This window comes from Legionella sp. 227 (assembly GCF_043161935.1).
Classification (GTDB): Bacteria; Pseudomonadota; Gammaproteobacteria; order Legionellales; family Legionellaceae; genus Legionella; species Legionella sheltonii.
In genome coordinates this window covers 71,344-87,768 of the sequence record NZ_CP171155.1, presented here as the reverse complement: position 1 = coordinate 87,768, position 16,425 = coordinate 71,344, and the positions used below count along the sequence as shown (strand labels likewise).

The following is a 16,425-nucleotide window of genomic DNA, read 5'->3' as shown; positions in this document are numbered from 1 at the left end:
ACTATGTTTAAAAAAACCGTTGCCGCTTTTTTGTTGTTAGGGACCAGTCAGCTCTTTGCGAATGCAGAATCTGATTTATCCCATTTTTTTAATAATTTGGGGTTTGATGCCAATGTGACGGGATCGCATGCCTATCAAACACAAGCGGCGGGTTTCGCGGCTCTTGGTTCTGTATATGCCCGTAATCAAGTACGTACCATCCGCCTTGCGCATGTGGATGTGCCTGGGATGCGTTCTGGTTGTGGCGGTATCGATCTCTTCGCAGGCGGTTTTTCCTTCATCAAGTCGGATCAGATTGTGAAGTTCATGCAAAATATTTTATCAGGAGGAGCAGGCTACGCATTAAACCTGGCCTTAGAAACAGAATTGCCTGAAATTGCACATGCGATGCAGTTTATGCAAAAACTGGCGAATGAAATTAATGGCACCAATTTTAATTCCTGTGAAATGGGTGAAAATTTAAGTGCTGCGGTGTGGCCGCGAAATAGGGCGGCACAACAGCGTCTTTGCGAAGATTTAGGTCGCCACAAAGGAACCTTTACGGATTGGGCCATGGCACGTCAGAAATGTTCCACAGGTGGTGAAGCCGATTCCATATTAGCTGAGGCTAAAAATAATCCTGAATACAAAGACCGTGTGTTAATTAACACCAATATTGTTTGGGACTCCTTACAAATTAATCAGTTTATTGCACAAGATCCTAAATTAGCCGAAGTGTACATGTCCATTTCAGGAACCATTGTCTTTAACGCGAAAGGGGCGTTAATGACTTACCCCTCACTTGCAACCAATCAAGATTTTATTAAGGCCTTGTTGTATGGAGGAAAGTTACCTAGTTACCACTGTACTGATACAGGGCCACAGTCGCATTGCTTATCCATTGATGCCACAAGCACACAAGAAATCAGTGCCAAAAAAGCTTTGGTGGCTCAAGTCCAGGAATTACTGCAGGGAATTTATGACAACATTAAAATGGGCAAAGAGTTATCCGATAAGCAAAAGGGACTGATTGAATTAACACAACCTGCCGTTTTTAATCTTATTTCTGCCAATGCGCAACAAAACACGGGTATTCAAGGCAGTTATGAGTTGGCTCAAAGTGTGGCAACGGACCTTTTAGCACAATACCTTTCCAATTCCCTCGATATTATTCGTGCCTCTCTCTCAGGAAAAGAACTGGGTGCTCACAATGAAGAGCGGTTATACAAAAACCTGCAACTAGCACAACAGTTTGTAGCACGTTTTAGTACGGAGAGCCGTGAGCGGTTTAATGCAGCGTTACAGACGAATGAATTAATTCGCAACAACGTCAAACAAGCATTAAGTGCATTAACACCCACTTTAAGAACAGCCTATTATGGAGACGCGCAATGAGTCTTTTAACCATTTATACGCCTCAAAATGGAGAGTATCTAAAAACAGTACTGGATGCCATGGTCACGCTGCTTGGCACGTCAACCTACAAATCGGCTCAGGACATAGTGAGTATTCTTGCGGTAGGCATTGTCGGGTTTCAATACGTGAGTGGTAAAAGGATTCAAGCCATTAGTCGTTATGTTTTGTGCACGTTTGTCTTTTTGTTCTGTATTTTAGGAATCAAAACGCCGGTAGCTATCATTGACATGCAAACAGCGGATTCAGCGGGACCTGCACTAACCGTAGATCATGTTCCTTTAGGCGTTGGTCTTCCTGCGGCACTTATTAGTGGCATTGGGTATGGGATTACTCAAGTATTTAGTGACGTGTTTCATATGCCGCAGGATTTAGATTACACCCGAACTGGCATGTTGTTTGGTTCACGTACCTTCTTAGCGTCCACCAGTTCTAATTTGTCTTTGTCGCCTGAGCTCTCTCGTGATTTATCCACCTACATTAGGCAATGCATTTTTTCAGCCAAACTTTTGGGGAGTCAGCAAATTGCACCCAATGAGATGAAGAACAGTTCTGATTTAATTCGGCTATATTTTGAGCATCCATCTCCCATTTATCGTGTCTTATTTCATGATGGGTCTAATTTGAGCTGTATTGAGGCTGCAGCACGTTTAAAACCAGAACTTAATGAGGGAATAGAAAAACAACTCGTTCATTTATCCAATATTATGACCAAGGGCGACAAGGAGAAGTTTAGTGATGGTTTGGCGGCAGCTCATTCCTATTTTATGAACGTGTCCAAAGATGCAGCCCAAGTACTCACACAAAATATTTTAATCAATGCCACCCGAGAATCAGCCCTTGATGCCTTTGCTTTTGCTGGTGCGGATGCGGAGCTGATGAATTACACCAACAGTTCCAGTTTGCAAAAAATGCATGTGGCTGAAGCGAACAGTTTTTGGCTTGCAGGGTATCGGCTTCCTTATTATATGACCGTCTTTTGGATGTTGACTCTGTGTATTTTTCCTTTAGTGATGTTGTTAGCGCTGGTTCCCGCCATGCATGGGGTATACATGATCTACATGCAAACCCAAGTGTTTTTATGGTCTTGGCCTCCGATGTTTATCATTATTCATTTTTTTGTGTCCTTAGCTTCCTCTACCACACTGACTTTATTTGGTTCTAAAAATGGTGGGGTTACTTTTTCAACCATTGATTCCATCGCCAGTATTCAAAGTAGCTTTGCGTATACGGCAGGGGGCTTGGCTATTAGTGTTCCAGTGATTTCCCTTTTTATTGCCAAAGGCTTACCTAATTTATTAAGTGCTGCGTCTCAACATCTAGGAGGAATGGCGCAATCGTTATCTACAGGAGAGGCTCAATCGGCCACGCAAGGAAATATCTCCATGGCGTCTTACAGTGGTTGGAACATGAACTACAACAACACGCATGCGAATAAATGGGATACCAATTATCAGCATATGGAAGGGCGGGCTACTGTTCAAACGGATAATGGTGCCTTGCTTTCGCAAGGATTGGATGGGTCGCGCGTGATTAATGCACAGTCTGCAATGAGTCAGATGGCAACGCGATTACACGCATCCGACCGAATCAGTGCCTCATTGCAAGACAGTGCAAGCCAATCGTTCCAGAATGCCCAATCGCATCGAACCAGTGCAGACTCTCATTATCAACAAGCCTTGAGTGGACTCTCTCAATTTAATGAAAGCGATGCCAGTGAGGTACGGGAAGGAACGGGTATTAATAGAACGCTCAGTAATGCGTTGAATCAAGATGTTCGTCAAATGCAAGACGCGGTTAACCAATACAATCAGCATCATGACAAATCAGGACAAGTGTCGTGGGATGCGGCGGTTTCGGCCAGGATTGATACACGCAAAGGGGTATTTGGATCGTTCGCCCACGCAGTAACGGGTATTTCTGGGGAGGCGAGCACGAGTTTGAAAACAGGTTTGTCTGCTTCTAACTCGGTTCAAGCCTTTTTTAACTCCAGTGAAGGTCAATCATTCTCTAGCGCATTGAACCACATGGAGTCTACAGCTAAGACGCACCACATGGATGCCAATGATTCGTTTAACTTGTCGAAATCGGAACAAATCGCAGCCAACCTATCTCAAGGACATGCTTTATCCGATATGGCCTCAGCAGAATACAGTAAGGGAGAACATTATCAGCACATGGCTAATCGTGTGAAAGAGCACTCCGACGGGATGGATAGAGTATTGGATCAAGCGTTTCACGATTGGGCGGTGCAGCATCATGGGGTGCAAGCTGAAAAAGCATTGATGGGGACAGACGCTTCGAGCTTAGACACGCAACAACAGTTGGCTGATCAGTTTATGAGATCTTCCCAAGGGCAATCGGCAGTAACAGCGCAAGTAAGCCGTATGATCCACTCATCATCTGATCAAGTGAGAAGTCAATTTGAAGCGCAACGTGCTTCGATGACTGCTCATCAAAAAGCACTCATCAACCAAGCTCATCAGGATGGTGCTGGAGGCGTTTTAAATAAATCGCAAGAGAGACATTTAAGCCAGGTGCAAGACAACACCATCCAGCAAGCGCACGATCTGCGTATGGATAATCGAGAGGATTTATCGAAGGCCTATCAACACCAAGAGAGCAGTACCCAACAGGAGATTAAGGCATCTGAAGCGGATTTAGCGAATCGCCAAGCAAAACAAAAAAAAGATTATGTAGACAATGATCGCGGGTTTAAGGAAGGGCGTTATGAATAAGCAAAAACTCGCGCTTACGTGTGCGCCCAGTGCATTGGCTTCTTCAAGAAGAGTGGTCAAACCGATGGATTTAAAATCATGAAACAAAGCTCCTTGCAAAATATGTGGCAATTTATGAGTGGCGGTCAGATTTTTGACTATAAAACAAAAATGATGATTCAGGTAAGTCAACGTATTTTTCACTGGGCTGTCTTAGGTTTTGTCGTGCTTTTTTCGCTGATTATGGCGTTTTATGCATCGTCTGAATTGAAGCTGGTGGTGCTTAACCACATTTCAAGGTTCTTGGTTAAATTCCATTATGGGGAGTATGTGTTATGGACCAATCTGAATGGGAGTAAAATTACAGCGCTTTTTTATCAAAAAAGTCCCCTTATTCAAGCATCCGTGCAGCAGGCACAGGACGCTCTTTGGAGAAAAGCGCAAGTTTCTTTATTTTTTGGTGGAGCGGTGTATTTGTTGATTACGCAGTTGTTTTCCCGTTTCTTTATTAAGTTAGGTGAAAAATACACCAAAGATCAATTTGTTTCTGGTACGCGCTTAGCGTCTTCGCCTAAAGAAACCATCAAATCGGTCAATGAATCACAACGTGGTGCTTCAGAAATTAAACTTTTGAATCGCCTACCTATGCCTAAGTATTCTGAAAAACAAGGGATGTTGTTTCATGGCACAACGGGGGCTGGAAAAACGCAAGCCATGATGATGCTGTTGGAGCAAATTAGGGCGCTGGGCGAGCCGGCAATCATTTATGATAAAGAATGTACCATCAAACCTTATTTCTTTGATGAGCGCATTGATGTTGAACTCAATCCCATTTCAGAATTATGTGCCAATTGGAAAATGTGGCGAGAATGCGCCAATCCGTTGGAGTTTGGTTCCTTTGCCACGTATTTAATTCCTAAATCAGTTCAAGGTAGCGATCCGTTTTGGGTTGACTCAGCAAGAACCATTTTTACCTCGATGGCGTGGAAAATCAGGGATTATGTAGAAAAAGATCCGGTGTTTCTTCTGCAGTTATTACTCACCACCTCATTGGAGGAAATCAGGAACATTCTCAAAGGGACTGAATCTGAAAATCTGGTGAGTAAGGAAATTGAAAAAACGGCCATTTCCATTAAATCCGTGTTGGCAACCTATACCAAGGCGCTTCGCTTTCTTGAGGGACTTGAGAAGTCGGGTAAAGAAGACTTTTCGATTAAAGAATGGATTGAAAATACAACCGATTCTAAAAAATACAATAAAGGGTGGTTATTTATTACCTCACGCTCCAAATACCATAAAGAGATAAAGCCTTTAATTTCTCTGTGGTTAGGACTAGCTATGCAAGGGGTGCAATCCTTGGTGGCTAATAATAAAGGGCGTATATGGCTTGTCATGGATGAATTAGCAAGCCTGCATCGTTTAGAAACCATTTCAGACACTCTGGCAGACATTCGTAAATTTGGAGGGTGTGTTGCCATTGGCATTCAATCCATTGCGCAATTAGATTTTATCTATGGAACCCATGAGGCCGGAGCCATTGCGGATCTACTCAATACATCCATTTATTTTAGGAGTCCAAAATCGAAAGTGGCTAAGTGGGTTTCCGAGGACTTAGGTCCACAAGTGATTAATGAAATGAAAGAAAGTCAGTCTTATGGTCCTGATTCTGTTCGTGATGGTAATACGGTGGGTTCGCAACGCACCAAGCGAAATACGGTCGAAGAGGGCGATATTATGACTCTTGATGACATGGAATGCTATGTTCGTTTGGTAGGAAACCATCCCATTACCCGCTTGAAAAACAAATACATTGAGCGTAAAGAAATTTGCGTACCGCTTATTGAGCGAACCATCAATTTTGATGCATTGGAAAAAGTAAATCACCGCGCGTTAATGGTGCAGAATAACCCTCAAAGAAATGACGACGTTAAAAAAATCCATCAATTTGAAACATTGGCGCATGAGGTATCGGATAAGGATTTAGTACCTCCTGAATCACTTTATGCGGAACCCAAAGACCAAGCTGCAGCTAACAAAAACGACACCGATGCTATTGAGTTGCGTGAGGCGTCCATTGTTATAAAAGAAATTTTTTAAGTCATCCAGGGAGGTATTATGTTGACCTTAAATAAAATAAGTGCAGCTAAAGACGCGGTGCATTATTACACCAATCAAGATAATTATTATTTAAGCGATCGAGATTCGCTTAATAGTCTGTCACGATGGATAGGGAATGGTGCACAAAAGTTACAGCTGTCCGGTCAAATTGAGCCTTCGCAATTTTTGCAGTTACTAGACGGACAATTACCCAGTGGGCAATTGCTGGGTATTATTGATAAAGGAGAACGTCTGCATCGTCCTGGAACCGATGTGACTTTATCAGCGCCTAAGTCTGTATCCATTTTAGCCCTGGTGGGGCAGGACGCGCGCTTGCTTCAAGCCCATCAAGAAGCCGTGAACATTACCTTTGGTCGGATTGAGCAGCTGGCAGCAGAAGCACGCATTACATTTAATGGCGAAACCACCTTTGAAAAAACCCGTAATTTAGTAGCAGCCATGTTTGTCCATACAACCTCTCGTGAATTAGATCCCGATTTGCACACGCATGTACCCATACTCAACATGACCGAACGTTCGGATGGATTATGGCGTTCTTTATCGTCACGAGCAAAAAATGATAAAGAACATCTGGATCATGGTTTTCGTGAATTAATTTATTCTAATCAACATTATTTGGGATTGGTATACATGTCCTCTTTAGCGAAAAAAGTTAAGGAGCTGGGCTACGATATTCGCATTAAAGACAGGTACGGTAATTTTGAGGTTGTAGGTATTAGTGATGAGGCTATTACTGCTACGTCCAAAAGGCGCGTACAGATTCTTGATGATATGAAGGAACGTGGCACAAGTAGTGCGAAGGCTGCTGAAAAATCTAATTTATCAACGCGCAACCCCAAAACTGAAATAAACAGTCAAACGCTGCATCAGCAGTGGGTAGACGAAATTAAAGAGCTTGGTATTGATTTGAGGGCGATAATCCAGGATTCCAAATTAAATAACGGACGAGGAGCGGTTAAAAGCACTCACACTACACCTTTAAGCCCTGATGCGCAAAAAGCCGTGAATGATGCGCTAGCTCATTTGTCCGAATATTCTACGCAAATCCAGCATGGGGCTTTGGTACGCCAGGCCATGACTTTTTCAGCAGGTCTTGTGGGGCATGAGGACATTGAGCGGGAAATTGAATCGCTTTTGGCGGCAAGGACACTCCAGGGGAAACCCTTGGAATATTATACAACGGCGCCTCTTCTTGCCCGCGAGAAGGAGTTTATTGCAAAAACTACCAACGAGTTAAAAGTAAGTTTTTCGTTGTCCGTACCAAATCACGGGCTCACATCTTCAGTATTTAAAAATAACGAACGCATTCAAATCATTGATGTAGCCGGTTTTCGGTGCGAGAAAGAGCTGATTCAAGACATGGTGCATCTTGCAGAAGCGCATTTTCTCAATTCTTATGTACTTCACCCTGGTAGCCTAAAAACGCAGCAACTTCGAGCAGATATCAAGCATTTGGATACAGGATTTATTTCCAGGATTAAAAATTTGTTTAAAGACGATATTGTACATACGGTGTCTGGGTTTCAATATCATTATGGGAAACACATCAAATCGTCACCGTTTTTGAGAAAAAAGCAAGATTTGGTGATTGTCCATGATGCACAAAAACTTTCTTTTGATGATTTATCTGCGTTAAGCGATATTACTCAAGCACACAGAAGCAAACTCATTTTATTGAATAACTCGGCAGGAACCTTAGGCTTTAGTGCAGGAAATCCTATTAAGATTTTAAAAGAGCAGGGCATTCATTCGTATAAATCGTTAACAGCGCCTATCAAAGGGGAGCTCAAGCTCTCGATTGGAAAACAAGTTAATGAATCCATGAGTACCGCTTGGCTTCAATTGACTCCAGAACAACAGCAAAAAAGTGCGCTGGTTGCCTTGAATAACAAACAAAAAGAGGCCATAACGTGCCAGATACGAGAAGGGCTGGTGCAACAGGGTCAGTTATCAAGATTTATGAAAAAGGTCTCTGTTTTGACGACAGTTTCCTTGACACAAACGGAAAAAGGATACGCTCACTCTTATAAAGTGGGTGATAAAATTACGTTTTATAATGAAGGGCGAATACCGAAGCACTATAAGGTGTGTGAAGTTGATACCAATGGGCTGCATTTAGAAAATGCCCAAGGCAAGACAAGTCTGTTTTCTTATAACACCAAAGAAGACTTTCGTGTATCACGAGAAAAAATACTGGAAGTCGCTGTTGGTGAGCGGTTAATTAATGAACAATCCCTAGTTCATCAGCGCGTTAAATATGCGCCTAAGAGTTCGTTTGTTGTGTCAAAAATTACTGAAGAGGGAATTTATGTTCGCCATGAGTCCAACACCTTATTTTTGACTAATAAAGCGTTGTCCGAACATCATTTTGATTATGATTATTGTAAAAAACCGCATGAGATAAAACCAGACACCACACAAGTGTTTATAGCGGCAAGACCGTACCAGCTCAATCGTAATCTCATCGGAGAAATTGGTGAAAACGCACAACAGGTGCTTTTATTTACGGATGATGAACAAAAAGCACAGCGCTTTTTAGAGAGTGTGCAATTGAAATGGACTGCTTATGATGTGCAACAAAAAAAGCCCGATTTAGTCTACCGTGATATAGCCTATGCCAATAAGGCTTTGGCGCGAGAAATCAACTCGTTAATTCATCATCTTGAGCTTAAATCGGAAGACAAAGAGGGCATTGCGGCTACAGCGCTCACGTATGCGCTTGCGAAATGCACAGAACGCAATGCAGCCTTTAAACACAGTGATTTAATGACTCATGCGTTGATGCATGCATTAGGAGAGGCCGATTTTGAAGACATTGCCCCATTACTTAAATCGCGAATGGCCGAGTCGCTGGTGTATATGGATACCTATTGGACGACCAAAGAGGCGTTACATATTGAAGAGGCGATTCTTCGCGCTAATTACCAAGAGCAGAATACGGTACAGCCCATTGAGTTGTCATCGCAAAGGCTTTTGTCTTTACCTGAAACCTTAACACAAGGGCAAAAAGATGCCATCACGTTGGTGGTGAGCACTTCCGACCGGTTTGTATCCATTCAAGGGCTTGCAGGTGTTGGTAAGACCACAATGATGCGGCATGTGAAGGACATTGCTGAAAACAATCAATTTCAAGTCCTTGGACTTGCACCGACGCATAAAGCCGTAGAAGAGCTCAATGCAAATGGTATCCAGGCACAAACCGTGGATAGTTTTTTACGCAATGACGGTGGGTTGGGTGCCAGTCACTTAGTCATTGTGGATGAGAGTTCCATGATTGATAATGAGAAGTACCATGCCTTACAGCAAAAGTGCATTGACGCTCAATCTCGAATGGTGTTTACAGGGGATATTACGCAGTTGCAATCTCTAGCTTCAGGAATTCCTCACGAGCTCACTATCAAAAGCCAATCGCAAAAAACAGCGTTTATGACGGAGATTGTGCGTCAAAATCCGAACCCTGAATTAAAAAAAGCAGCGGAGTTTGCATCACGTAGAGAAATTAGCAAGGCTTTTGAACTCATAAAAAACATCGATCCTGAAGAGTATGTGCAGCGAAAAACATCGATACAGGGATTGAATCATTCATCACTGGTTGAAATTAATTGTACTGATGAGGAAGGAAAGAAGGACTATAAATCCATTTATCGTGCTATCGCTGATGATTTTCTCAGCCGAACCCATGAGTGTCAAAAAAATACGCTAATAGTTGCTCATGCGCATGAGGATAGAACACCCATTGAAGTGTTACTACGCGATGGTTTGCGCAAGCAACATCAACTACACAGTCAAGATATATTGTGTAAGCGCTTATTTCCAATCAGCCTGGATCAGGCCGACCAGATACAAGCACATTCTTTTGAACCAGGCGATGTCATTCGGTTTGGTAAAAACTATTCAGTGGCTAAAAAGGACGAGTATTTCACCGTCAAAGCCATTGATAGTGAAGCAAATAAATTGTTCTGTGTTGATGAGTCGCAGGTTGCGTTTACAATCAGTGCTTCTATTTTACCCAAAACAATGCCTTCCTTTTATAAATTGCACGAACGGCCTTTAGCCTCAGGGGATCGGATTCGGTTAAAACGAAATGATGACGTTCGCGGCATTATTGCCAATGAAGAATATACGGTCACACAGGTTTTTGGTGAAACAGTAGGCTTAAGCAACAGTAAAAATCAGGTCACGCTTAATTTAAAAAAACAATCAGATCTTCATTGGGATTATTCCTATACGAATACGGCTTATTCAAGTCAGGGTGCTACATCCAAGTTCATGATTGCCTTGGAATTGGAGGACCGTCTTGTTGTAACCACCCATCGATCTCATGAAATTGATGCAACTCGTGCCAGCCATCAAGCAACTTTTTATACCGATAATTTTGATGGATTGGTTAAAAGACTTGAAGATCCCCTGAAACAACGCGATGCGGATAAAACCTCTGCTGTATTGACCGAAGAGGATTATCGATTGAAGCAACAGAAACAGCAAAGAATCAGTACTCAGTTAATGGATCGTGCTCAAGAACACATTCTGGACGAAGCTAAGGAGCAGAGAAACGATTCTCGACCCGCAAAAAAATATGAGTCTGCTCAAAAGCCGTCTATTAATGCGGATGAACTGTATAAAGGATTATTGAACGTATCTGATTCTTTAGTTAAAAGCCTTTTTGGCGAGCCTAATCATCGATTATCAACGCAGTCTGAATATCGATATGGAGCCAAAGGCAGTTTGAAAATTGATCTTGATTCAGGTCTTTGGCACCATTTTGAGACAGGGGAGTCCGGTAACTTATTTCATCTCATTGAACGTGAAAAGGGTTTATCCGGCTTTAAAGAAACTTTGGAGCATGCGGCGCAATACATCCATTACATCCCTGAATATGAGCGTAAAGCACCACAAAAATTGAATGAGAAAAAAGAGATGTCAGTAAAAGAAGGGAAACGTCAATTAGCCCAAAAGCTATTTCAACAATCACAACCTATTAAAGGCACAATCGCTGAAAAATATTTAATCATCCATCGCGGATTGGCTCATTATGAGCATGCTGATCTAAGGTTTTGTAATTCGGTATACACCAAGACCCATGATGGGCAAAAGCATGTTCCCGCGTTATTGGCTTTTAGTAAAGATGAACAGGGTAATATACATCATGCTCAGATAACAAAATTAGATCTTCATTCTGCACATAAAGATAAGTCGTGTGAGCCTGTGAAACAAACGTTTGGTTCAATCAGTAATTATTTTGTCAACTTAAATCACCATGGTAAAGGCGATATGGCCTATTTTACTGAAGGGGTTGAGACAGGATTAAGTATACTTCAAGCCAATGAACATGCGCGTGTATATGCTGTATTGGGTAAAGCAAATTTTTCAAATATTGATCCAAAAAATACACCCAAACAGGTGGTTATTTGCTTGGATAATGATGGAAAAGACACTTATAAATACGCAAAAAATGAACAAACCAATACGATTATAAAAGCAGCTCAGAGATTACATGATTCTGGTATCCATGTATCCATTATGATTCCTAAGAAAGAAAATACCGATTTAAATGATGTTCTTGTTAAGGAAGGAAAGGATGAGCTAAAAAAACAATTAAACCGATGTCTGAGTTTCGAGGAATTTAAAAAACAATGCGCTTTAGAAAACAAGGAATCGGAGCTAAAAAAAATAAATCGGGATACACAAATTCAGTCTTTGATAAAGCAAGAACGCAAACTTAATGCACAAAGTGATAATGAGTTTATAACACTCAATCAAGGATTAATTAATGGAATTAAAGACCGTGTGTACAACAAAGAGTTTGTAGAAAATACTCGTACTTTTAATAAATCACAGTCTAATCGAGAAATGGAGCGAGAGATTTAAGAAATACCTTTTAACAAATTTGGAATCATCCGTTCAATCATGGCTAATGCAGTTTCTGCATCATAAGCACCGATTTTAGACAAATCTTTGTTATATACACTGTATAAAATTTCAGTAATAATTTGTATGGAGCGAACACTATTTTCGAGTAATAATTGGGTTGATTCATCTGTCTTTTTTTCTAAAGATTGTAGATAAATACGTGCGCCAAATGACAGCATTTCTGCTGCAGTCACATTTAATTCGTTGTTATTCATTTTTGCTATTTTATTCAACGAATGAAGGGTATCTGCGCCAATATCAATAGTTATTTCCATAACGATTCACCTTCTTCTATAGGGACTGTTTTAAGTCCAATTCCGTTCATTTTAAACCGAACTTCTTTATAAGTATTATTCTGAAATCCTGAGAAATTATCGTTTAAATATTCGATGGTTTTTTGTTTTATTTCTTTCAAAGAGTCGTCATTAATATTGGATGAAATAACTAAACTTTGATAATGATTGTGATACATCAAATGGGGTATGGATGCATGAATTTGTTCAATCATTTTTCTTATATCTTGTAATGGATTTTCATTTTTTCTCTGCGGTGAAATCTCATTATGTAAACAAAATTCTAAAAGAAATTTTAATGCTTTTGCAGGTGATGCGTCTGATGAGCCTCGTTTTTGTAACTCAAATTGATGTGCAATTTTATTTAAGTACTCGCGCTCATATTCTGAAATACGTAAGGTAATGACATCATTTTCTTTCATAGAGAGGCTCATTTATTGAATCAAAACAAGTATACAATAGTATCATTTATGTATACAACTGTATTTTTAAGTTGATATCCATTGATTTACAAGGGTTTCATGTATACAATTGTATACATGAGTGTTTTACTTTAAATTACTCGTTTTTTAATGGTATTGAATTATTTCAATATAAATCATATGGTTATGTGCACGTTTTTTAAGCAATCACATTGCGTGGTGTGTGTAGAATCAGAAAATACAACTAGGCACAATCCTTGTGAAGTACTACTATTAGTATAGTTAGAATGATGGATTATGGAATAAATAAAGAGCGCGAGCCTTTGCGCGTTTGTGAAGGAATAAATTAGTTATCTAAATAGGATAAAAAAATGAAACTATTTTTTCAAAAGGATGCGATAATTGATCGTATAAAAAAATTAATACAATTACTCATCCGAATTAAAGATTTTGTATTAGAACCACCACCAGGTTATCTTGAATATCAAAAAGCCATTGCATCAAAAAATGAACATTTTAATTACATGGAAAATGAATATTTTAAACGGCATATTTTACCTTACATGATTAAAGGTCATAGTGTAAATCAGGGCGACCATTCTTCCATTAATCAGCAGCAATTATTTAATAACCATTCACAAGATACTTTTAGAGTAAATCCTGTCACTGGCCTGCCTATGATTGGTTCCTATGATGCGGGAGGGAATCCATTTGGTTTTAATTACAATCACTCCATGCATCATCATATTAATCATCATACCAGCTTTAGCAATATACATACGAGTAACCAATTTAATTCATTTGATTATTGGAATAGATAGTTAACATGAAAAGCCAGCTTGGAGCTATTAGATCAGAAAAGGCATGCTCTTGAATCCAATCAAGCTGGTGAGAGTGTCAATCAATGTGTACGGACTTTAAATATCACGTAATGTAAGTACAAACAGCCCAAGCTTAGTTTTTGTGGTGAAGCTTAACGCGAATACTGCAAATTATGCTGAACAATTACCGATTAGGGTTTTTAGCATAAACATACAAAAATAGCATCAATTTCTATTTGATTGGTGCTGTTTAAATAGGTTTCAATTAAGTATTCAGATTGTTTGTTCGGATCTTCGTCATCTTCAAAAATGGCCTGAGTAATTTTTTCTATAATATTCATAGAACCGCCCCTTATGTAAAGGCCGTAATTTAAGTTTACGGCCTGTTTTATCTGCTTAATCAATCGCGGCATAAATGTCAGTAGCTTCTTTGTGGTATTCGATGTAATCCCGCAACAAATAATATTGATGGATTGTTTTATCCGATTTAGTTTTCCAACACAGTTGATTAAGAACACATAGGGTTGTAATAATTCCAGCAGCATCTGCACTCACTTCACCATCATAGCCGTTGCCTTCCACATATATGGGAAGTGGCTCGTCCATGTCGGGAGCTAAATAAAAACCACGATTGCTCAATTCGTAAAAATGCCAATAGCCGCCTTCGTAAGAAGAGCATATCACTTTTAATGTGTTGTAGATTGCTTGTTCTGCCCTTATCATCATGGTGCCAAAATGTTTAGGCAAAAAAGAAAGGCGTTGCTGATCGCTAACTAGTTTTGAAGTAATGATTGTTGTCATTTTTGATCCTTAATGTTTTCTATTATGTTCCTAAGTGAACAAATACATTATGGCAAAAACCAGTAATTTTGTCAACAAAATACATCTTTTAAATTGACGCTTTTTGTTATTATATGACGATGCTATTTCATTCCACGATGTAATTTATTAGCTTCATCGGAATTGATTTGTTGCGTTCTTGTTATAAATTCAGACGCGCTAAGCCTTTGACCTTGATCTAGCTCAAACCTGCTTATAGATGCAACAGGGTGAGGGGGCTTTCTTGTTCCCAAGTGACTCGCACAAGGTATTCATCCTGTATTTTTATATAGATAATATGCGCATAGAAAATTATTGCCTTTAAAAAATCGCTCATGCTCAATCCAATCTTGAGAGTTTTTGTCAATTGGCCAGCAAGGTGTGTGTATTTGATCGTTTTTATAATGATTTTTTCCTTTGAATAGGTCATTTAAAAAATTTTTAAGCCCCTGGCTTCTAAAATAAGTATGCCTCTCGTCACCATAATGTTTAAAAAATAGTTCGGAAAATCGCTCTAAGGGGCTTTTTTCGATAACAAAAAAATATGGTCAAAGGAGGGGTTTAAGAATCAAATAGCGTTTAATATCAGGCCTTTTTAGCAGCAAATTATTATTGTAATATAATTTTAAGCGTTGAAAATTGAGAAAGCTGTGGATAGAATAACTTAGGGTAATTAATCCACCTACTATATATAGCGTTATCAAAAACTCTTTTACACTCACATCCATTGCTTACTCCATAATTCCTAAATCAAAAATCTTTAAATGAGGACTTTTAACGATCGGTTAATTATAACATTCTTATGGGTAATTGGCGTGTACGGTGATTCAGTTACGTTGCACATTCTGTTAAAATTACATTAATGACAATCAATCTTATTTGATTTTGAGTGCAATCGGGTTATAATATAATTAACCATACCCGCCACGCCTCTTAACAATGCGGACCAGGGCGGGTTATTTATTTTATGCATTCAAAAATGGTTTTTAATAAACCACCTCTTTCCATACCAGAACAAATACATCACTTACGGCAAAAAGGGCTGTTGCTGGATAATGAACAAGAAGCTAGTCAGTATTTGACGACCATTGGTTACTATCGTTTGATGATTTATTTTAAACCTTTTCTCATTAGCTCTGCGACAAGCTCTCACCAATTTAAACCCAACACGCGATTTTCGGATCTTTTAAATTTGTATGCATTTGATAGGGAGCTGCGCTTATTAGTTATCGATGCCCTAGAGCGAATAGAGGTTTCTTTTCGTACCGCTATATCAAATGCCATGAGTTTGAAATATGGCGCACATTGGTATCTAAGCATGGATTTATTTTCTTCGGCTGAGCAACATCAAATGTTTTTGGAGGAGGTTAAATCACATCTGAAACGTTCACACGAAGACTTTATTAAAACGTATTATGCTAAATATAATCATCCAGAACACCCACCAAACTGGATGGTCATGGAATGCATTTCTTTTGGTACAGTGTCCAAGCTCTATGCCAATATTAAAGATCGTACTGTAAGAAAAGAAATTGGTGATACTCTTGGACAATATAGTGAGATCATCAAATCATGGATGCGCTCACTGACTTATACCAGAAATTTATGTGCTCACCATTCTCGCTTATGGAATCGGTTTTTCGTCAATAAACCCAAGGTTTCAGAAATAACAATATCTTTTGAACATAACGAAAGCCCTTTCTATCTTCAAGCTTATATTATTCATGCATTATTAAAAAACAGCTCGCCAGGCAATCATTGGCGCAAACAATTGTTTCATCTTATGCAAAATCATCCTTCTATACCCTTTTCAAAAATGGGATTTTCTGAGTATTGGGAACAAGATGGTTTATGGTTGTTGGAATAGATAATCTCAATAAACCAATTCGATAACACTTGATGGGAACACCTAATACCTTTTGTTATTGGGGTT

Annotated in this window: 10 protein-coding genes; 6 read left to right on the top strand and 4 right to left on the bottom strand. The window is 39.7% G+C overall.

Going from position 1 to position 16,425, the window contains the following annotated elements; all coding sequences use genetic code 11:
• The first annotated feature begins 3 nt into the window (after positions 1-3).
• The 4 genes from ACF8MK_RS17320 (at position 4) to traI (ending at position 12,095) form a co-directional block, all read left to right on the top strand.
• Positions 4-1,374, top strand: coding sequence for a conjugal transfer protein TraH (locus tag ACF8MK_RS17320; protein ID WP_238585458.1), 1,371 nt, complete (start codon positions 4-6; stop codon positions 1,372-1,374).
• On the top strand, positions 1,371-4,130 hold the full coding sequence (locus tag ACF8MK_RS17315; protein WP_058478551.1) for a conjugal transfer protein TraG N-terminal domain-containing protein: 2,760 nt from the start codon (positions 1,371-1,373) through the stop codon (positions 4,128-4,130). Before ACF8MK_RS17320 ends, ACF8MK_RS17315 begins: the two co-directional genes overlap by 4 nt.
• A 78-nt stretch (positions 4,131-4,208) precedes the next feature.
• Entirely contained in the window at positions 4,209-6,206 is a 1,998-nt protein-coding gene (traD, locus tag ACF8MK_RS17310) for a type IV conjugative transfer system coupling protein TraD (protein ID WP_058478552.1), read from the top strand.
• An 18-nt stretch (positions 6,207-6,224) separates the two neighbouring features.
• The gene (traI, locus tag ACF8MK_RS17305; protein ID WP_058478553.1) at positions 6,225-12,095 is read left to right on the top strand and encodes a conjugative transfer relaxase/helicase TraI; all 5,871 of its coding nucleotides are present in this window, start codon (positions 6,225-6,227) and stop codon (positions 12,093-12,095) included.
• Here traI and ACF8MK_RS17300 read toward each other — a convergent pair.
• On the bottom strand, positions 12,092-12,412 hold the full coding sequence (locus tag ACF8MK_RS17300) for a hypothetical protein (protein WP_058478554.1): 321 nt from the start codon (positions 12,410-12,412) through the stop codon (positions 12,092-12,094). The genes traI and ACF8MK_RS17300 overlap by 4 nt on opposite strands.
• The gene (locus ACF8MK_RS17295) at positions 12,403-12,852 is read right to left on the bottom strand and encodes a hypothetical protein (RefSeq protein ID WP_058478555.1); all 450 of its coding nucleotides are present in this window, start codon (positions 12,850-12,852) and stop codon (positions 12,403-12,405) included. Before ACF8MK_RS17295 ends, ACF8MK_RS17300 begins: the two co-directional genes overlap by 10 nt.
• A gap of 371 nt (positions 12,853-13,223) precedes the next feature.
• On the opposite strand from ACF8MK_RS17295, the gene ACF8MK_RS17290 reads away from it, so the two are divergent.
• On the top strand, positions 13,224-13,673 hold the full coding sequence (locus ACF8MK_RS17290) for a hypothetical protein (RefSeq protein ID WP_058478556.1): 450 nt from the start codon (positions 13,224-13,226) through the stop codon (positions 13,671-13,673).
• 200 nt (positions 13,674-13,873) lie between these two features.
• Here ACF8MK_RS17290 and ACF8MK_RS17285 read toward each other — a convergent pair whose 3' ends face one another.
• Positions 13,874-14,014 carry a hypothetical protein gene (locus ACF8MK_RS17285; RefSeq protein ID WP_156413874.1) on the bottom strand — a complete coding sequence of 47 codons (141 nt, stop codon included), beginning with the start codon at positions 14,012-14,014 and terminating at the stop codon, positions 13,874-13,876.
• A gap of 55 nt (positions 14,015-14,069) precedes the next feature.
• A complete protein-coding gene (locus ACF8MK_RS17280) occupies positions 14,070-14,474 on the bottom strand; it encodes an antirestriction protein (protein WP_058478557.1) in 405 nt (134 codons plus the stop codon).
• A 985-nt stretch (positions 14,475-15,459) separates the two neighbouring features.
• Here ACF8MK_RS17280 and ACF8MK_RS17275 point away from each other — a divergent pair.
• A complete protein-coding gene (locus ACF8MK_RS17275) occupies positions 15,460-16,359 on the top strand; it encodes an Abi family protein (RefSeq protein WP_058478560.1) in 900 nt (299 codons plus the stop codon).
• Positions 16,360-16,425: the final 66 nt, after the last annotated feature.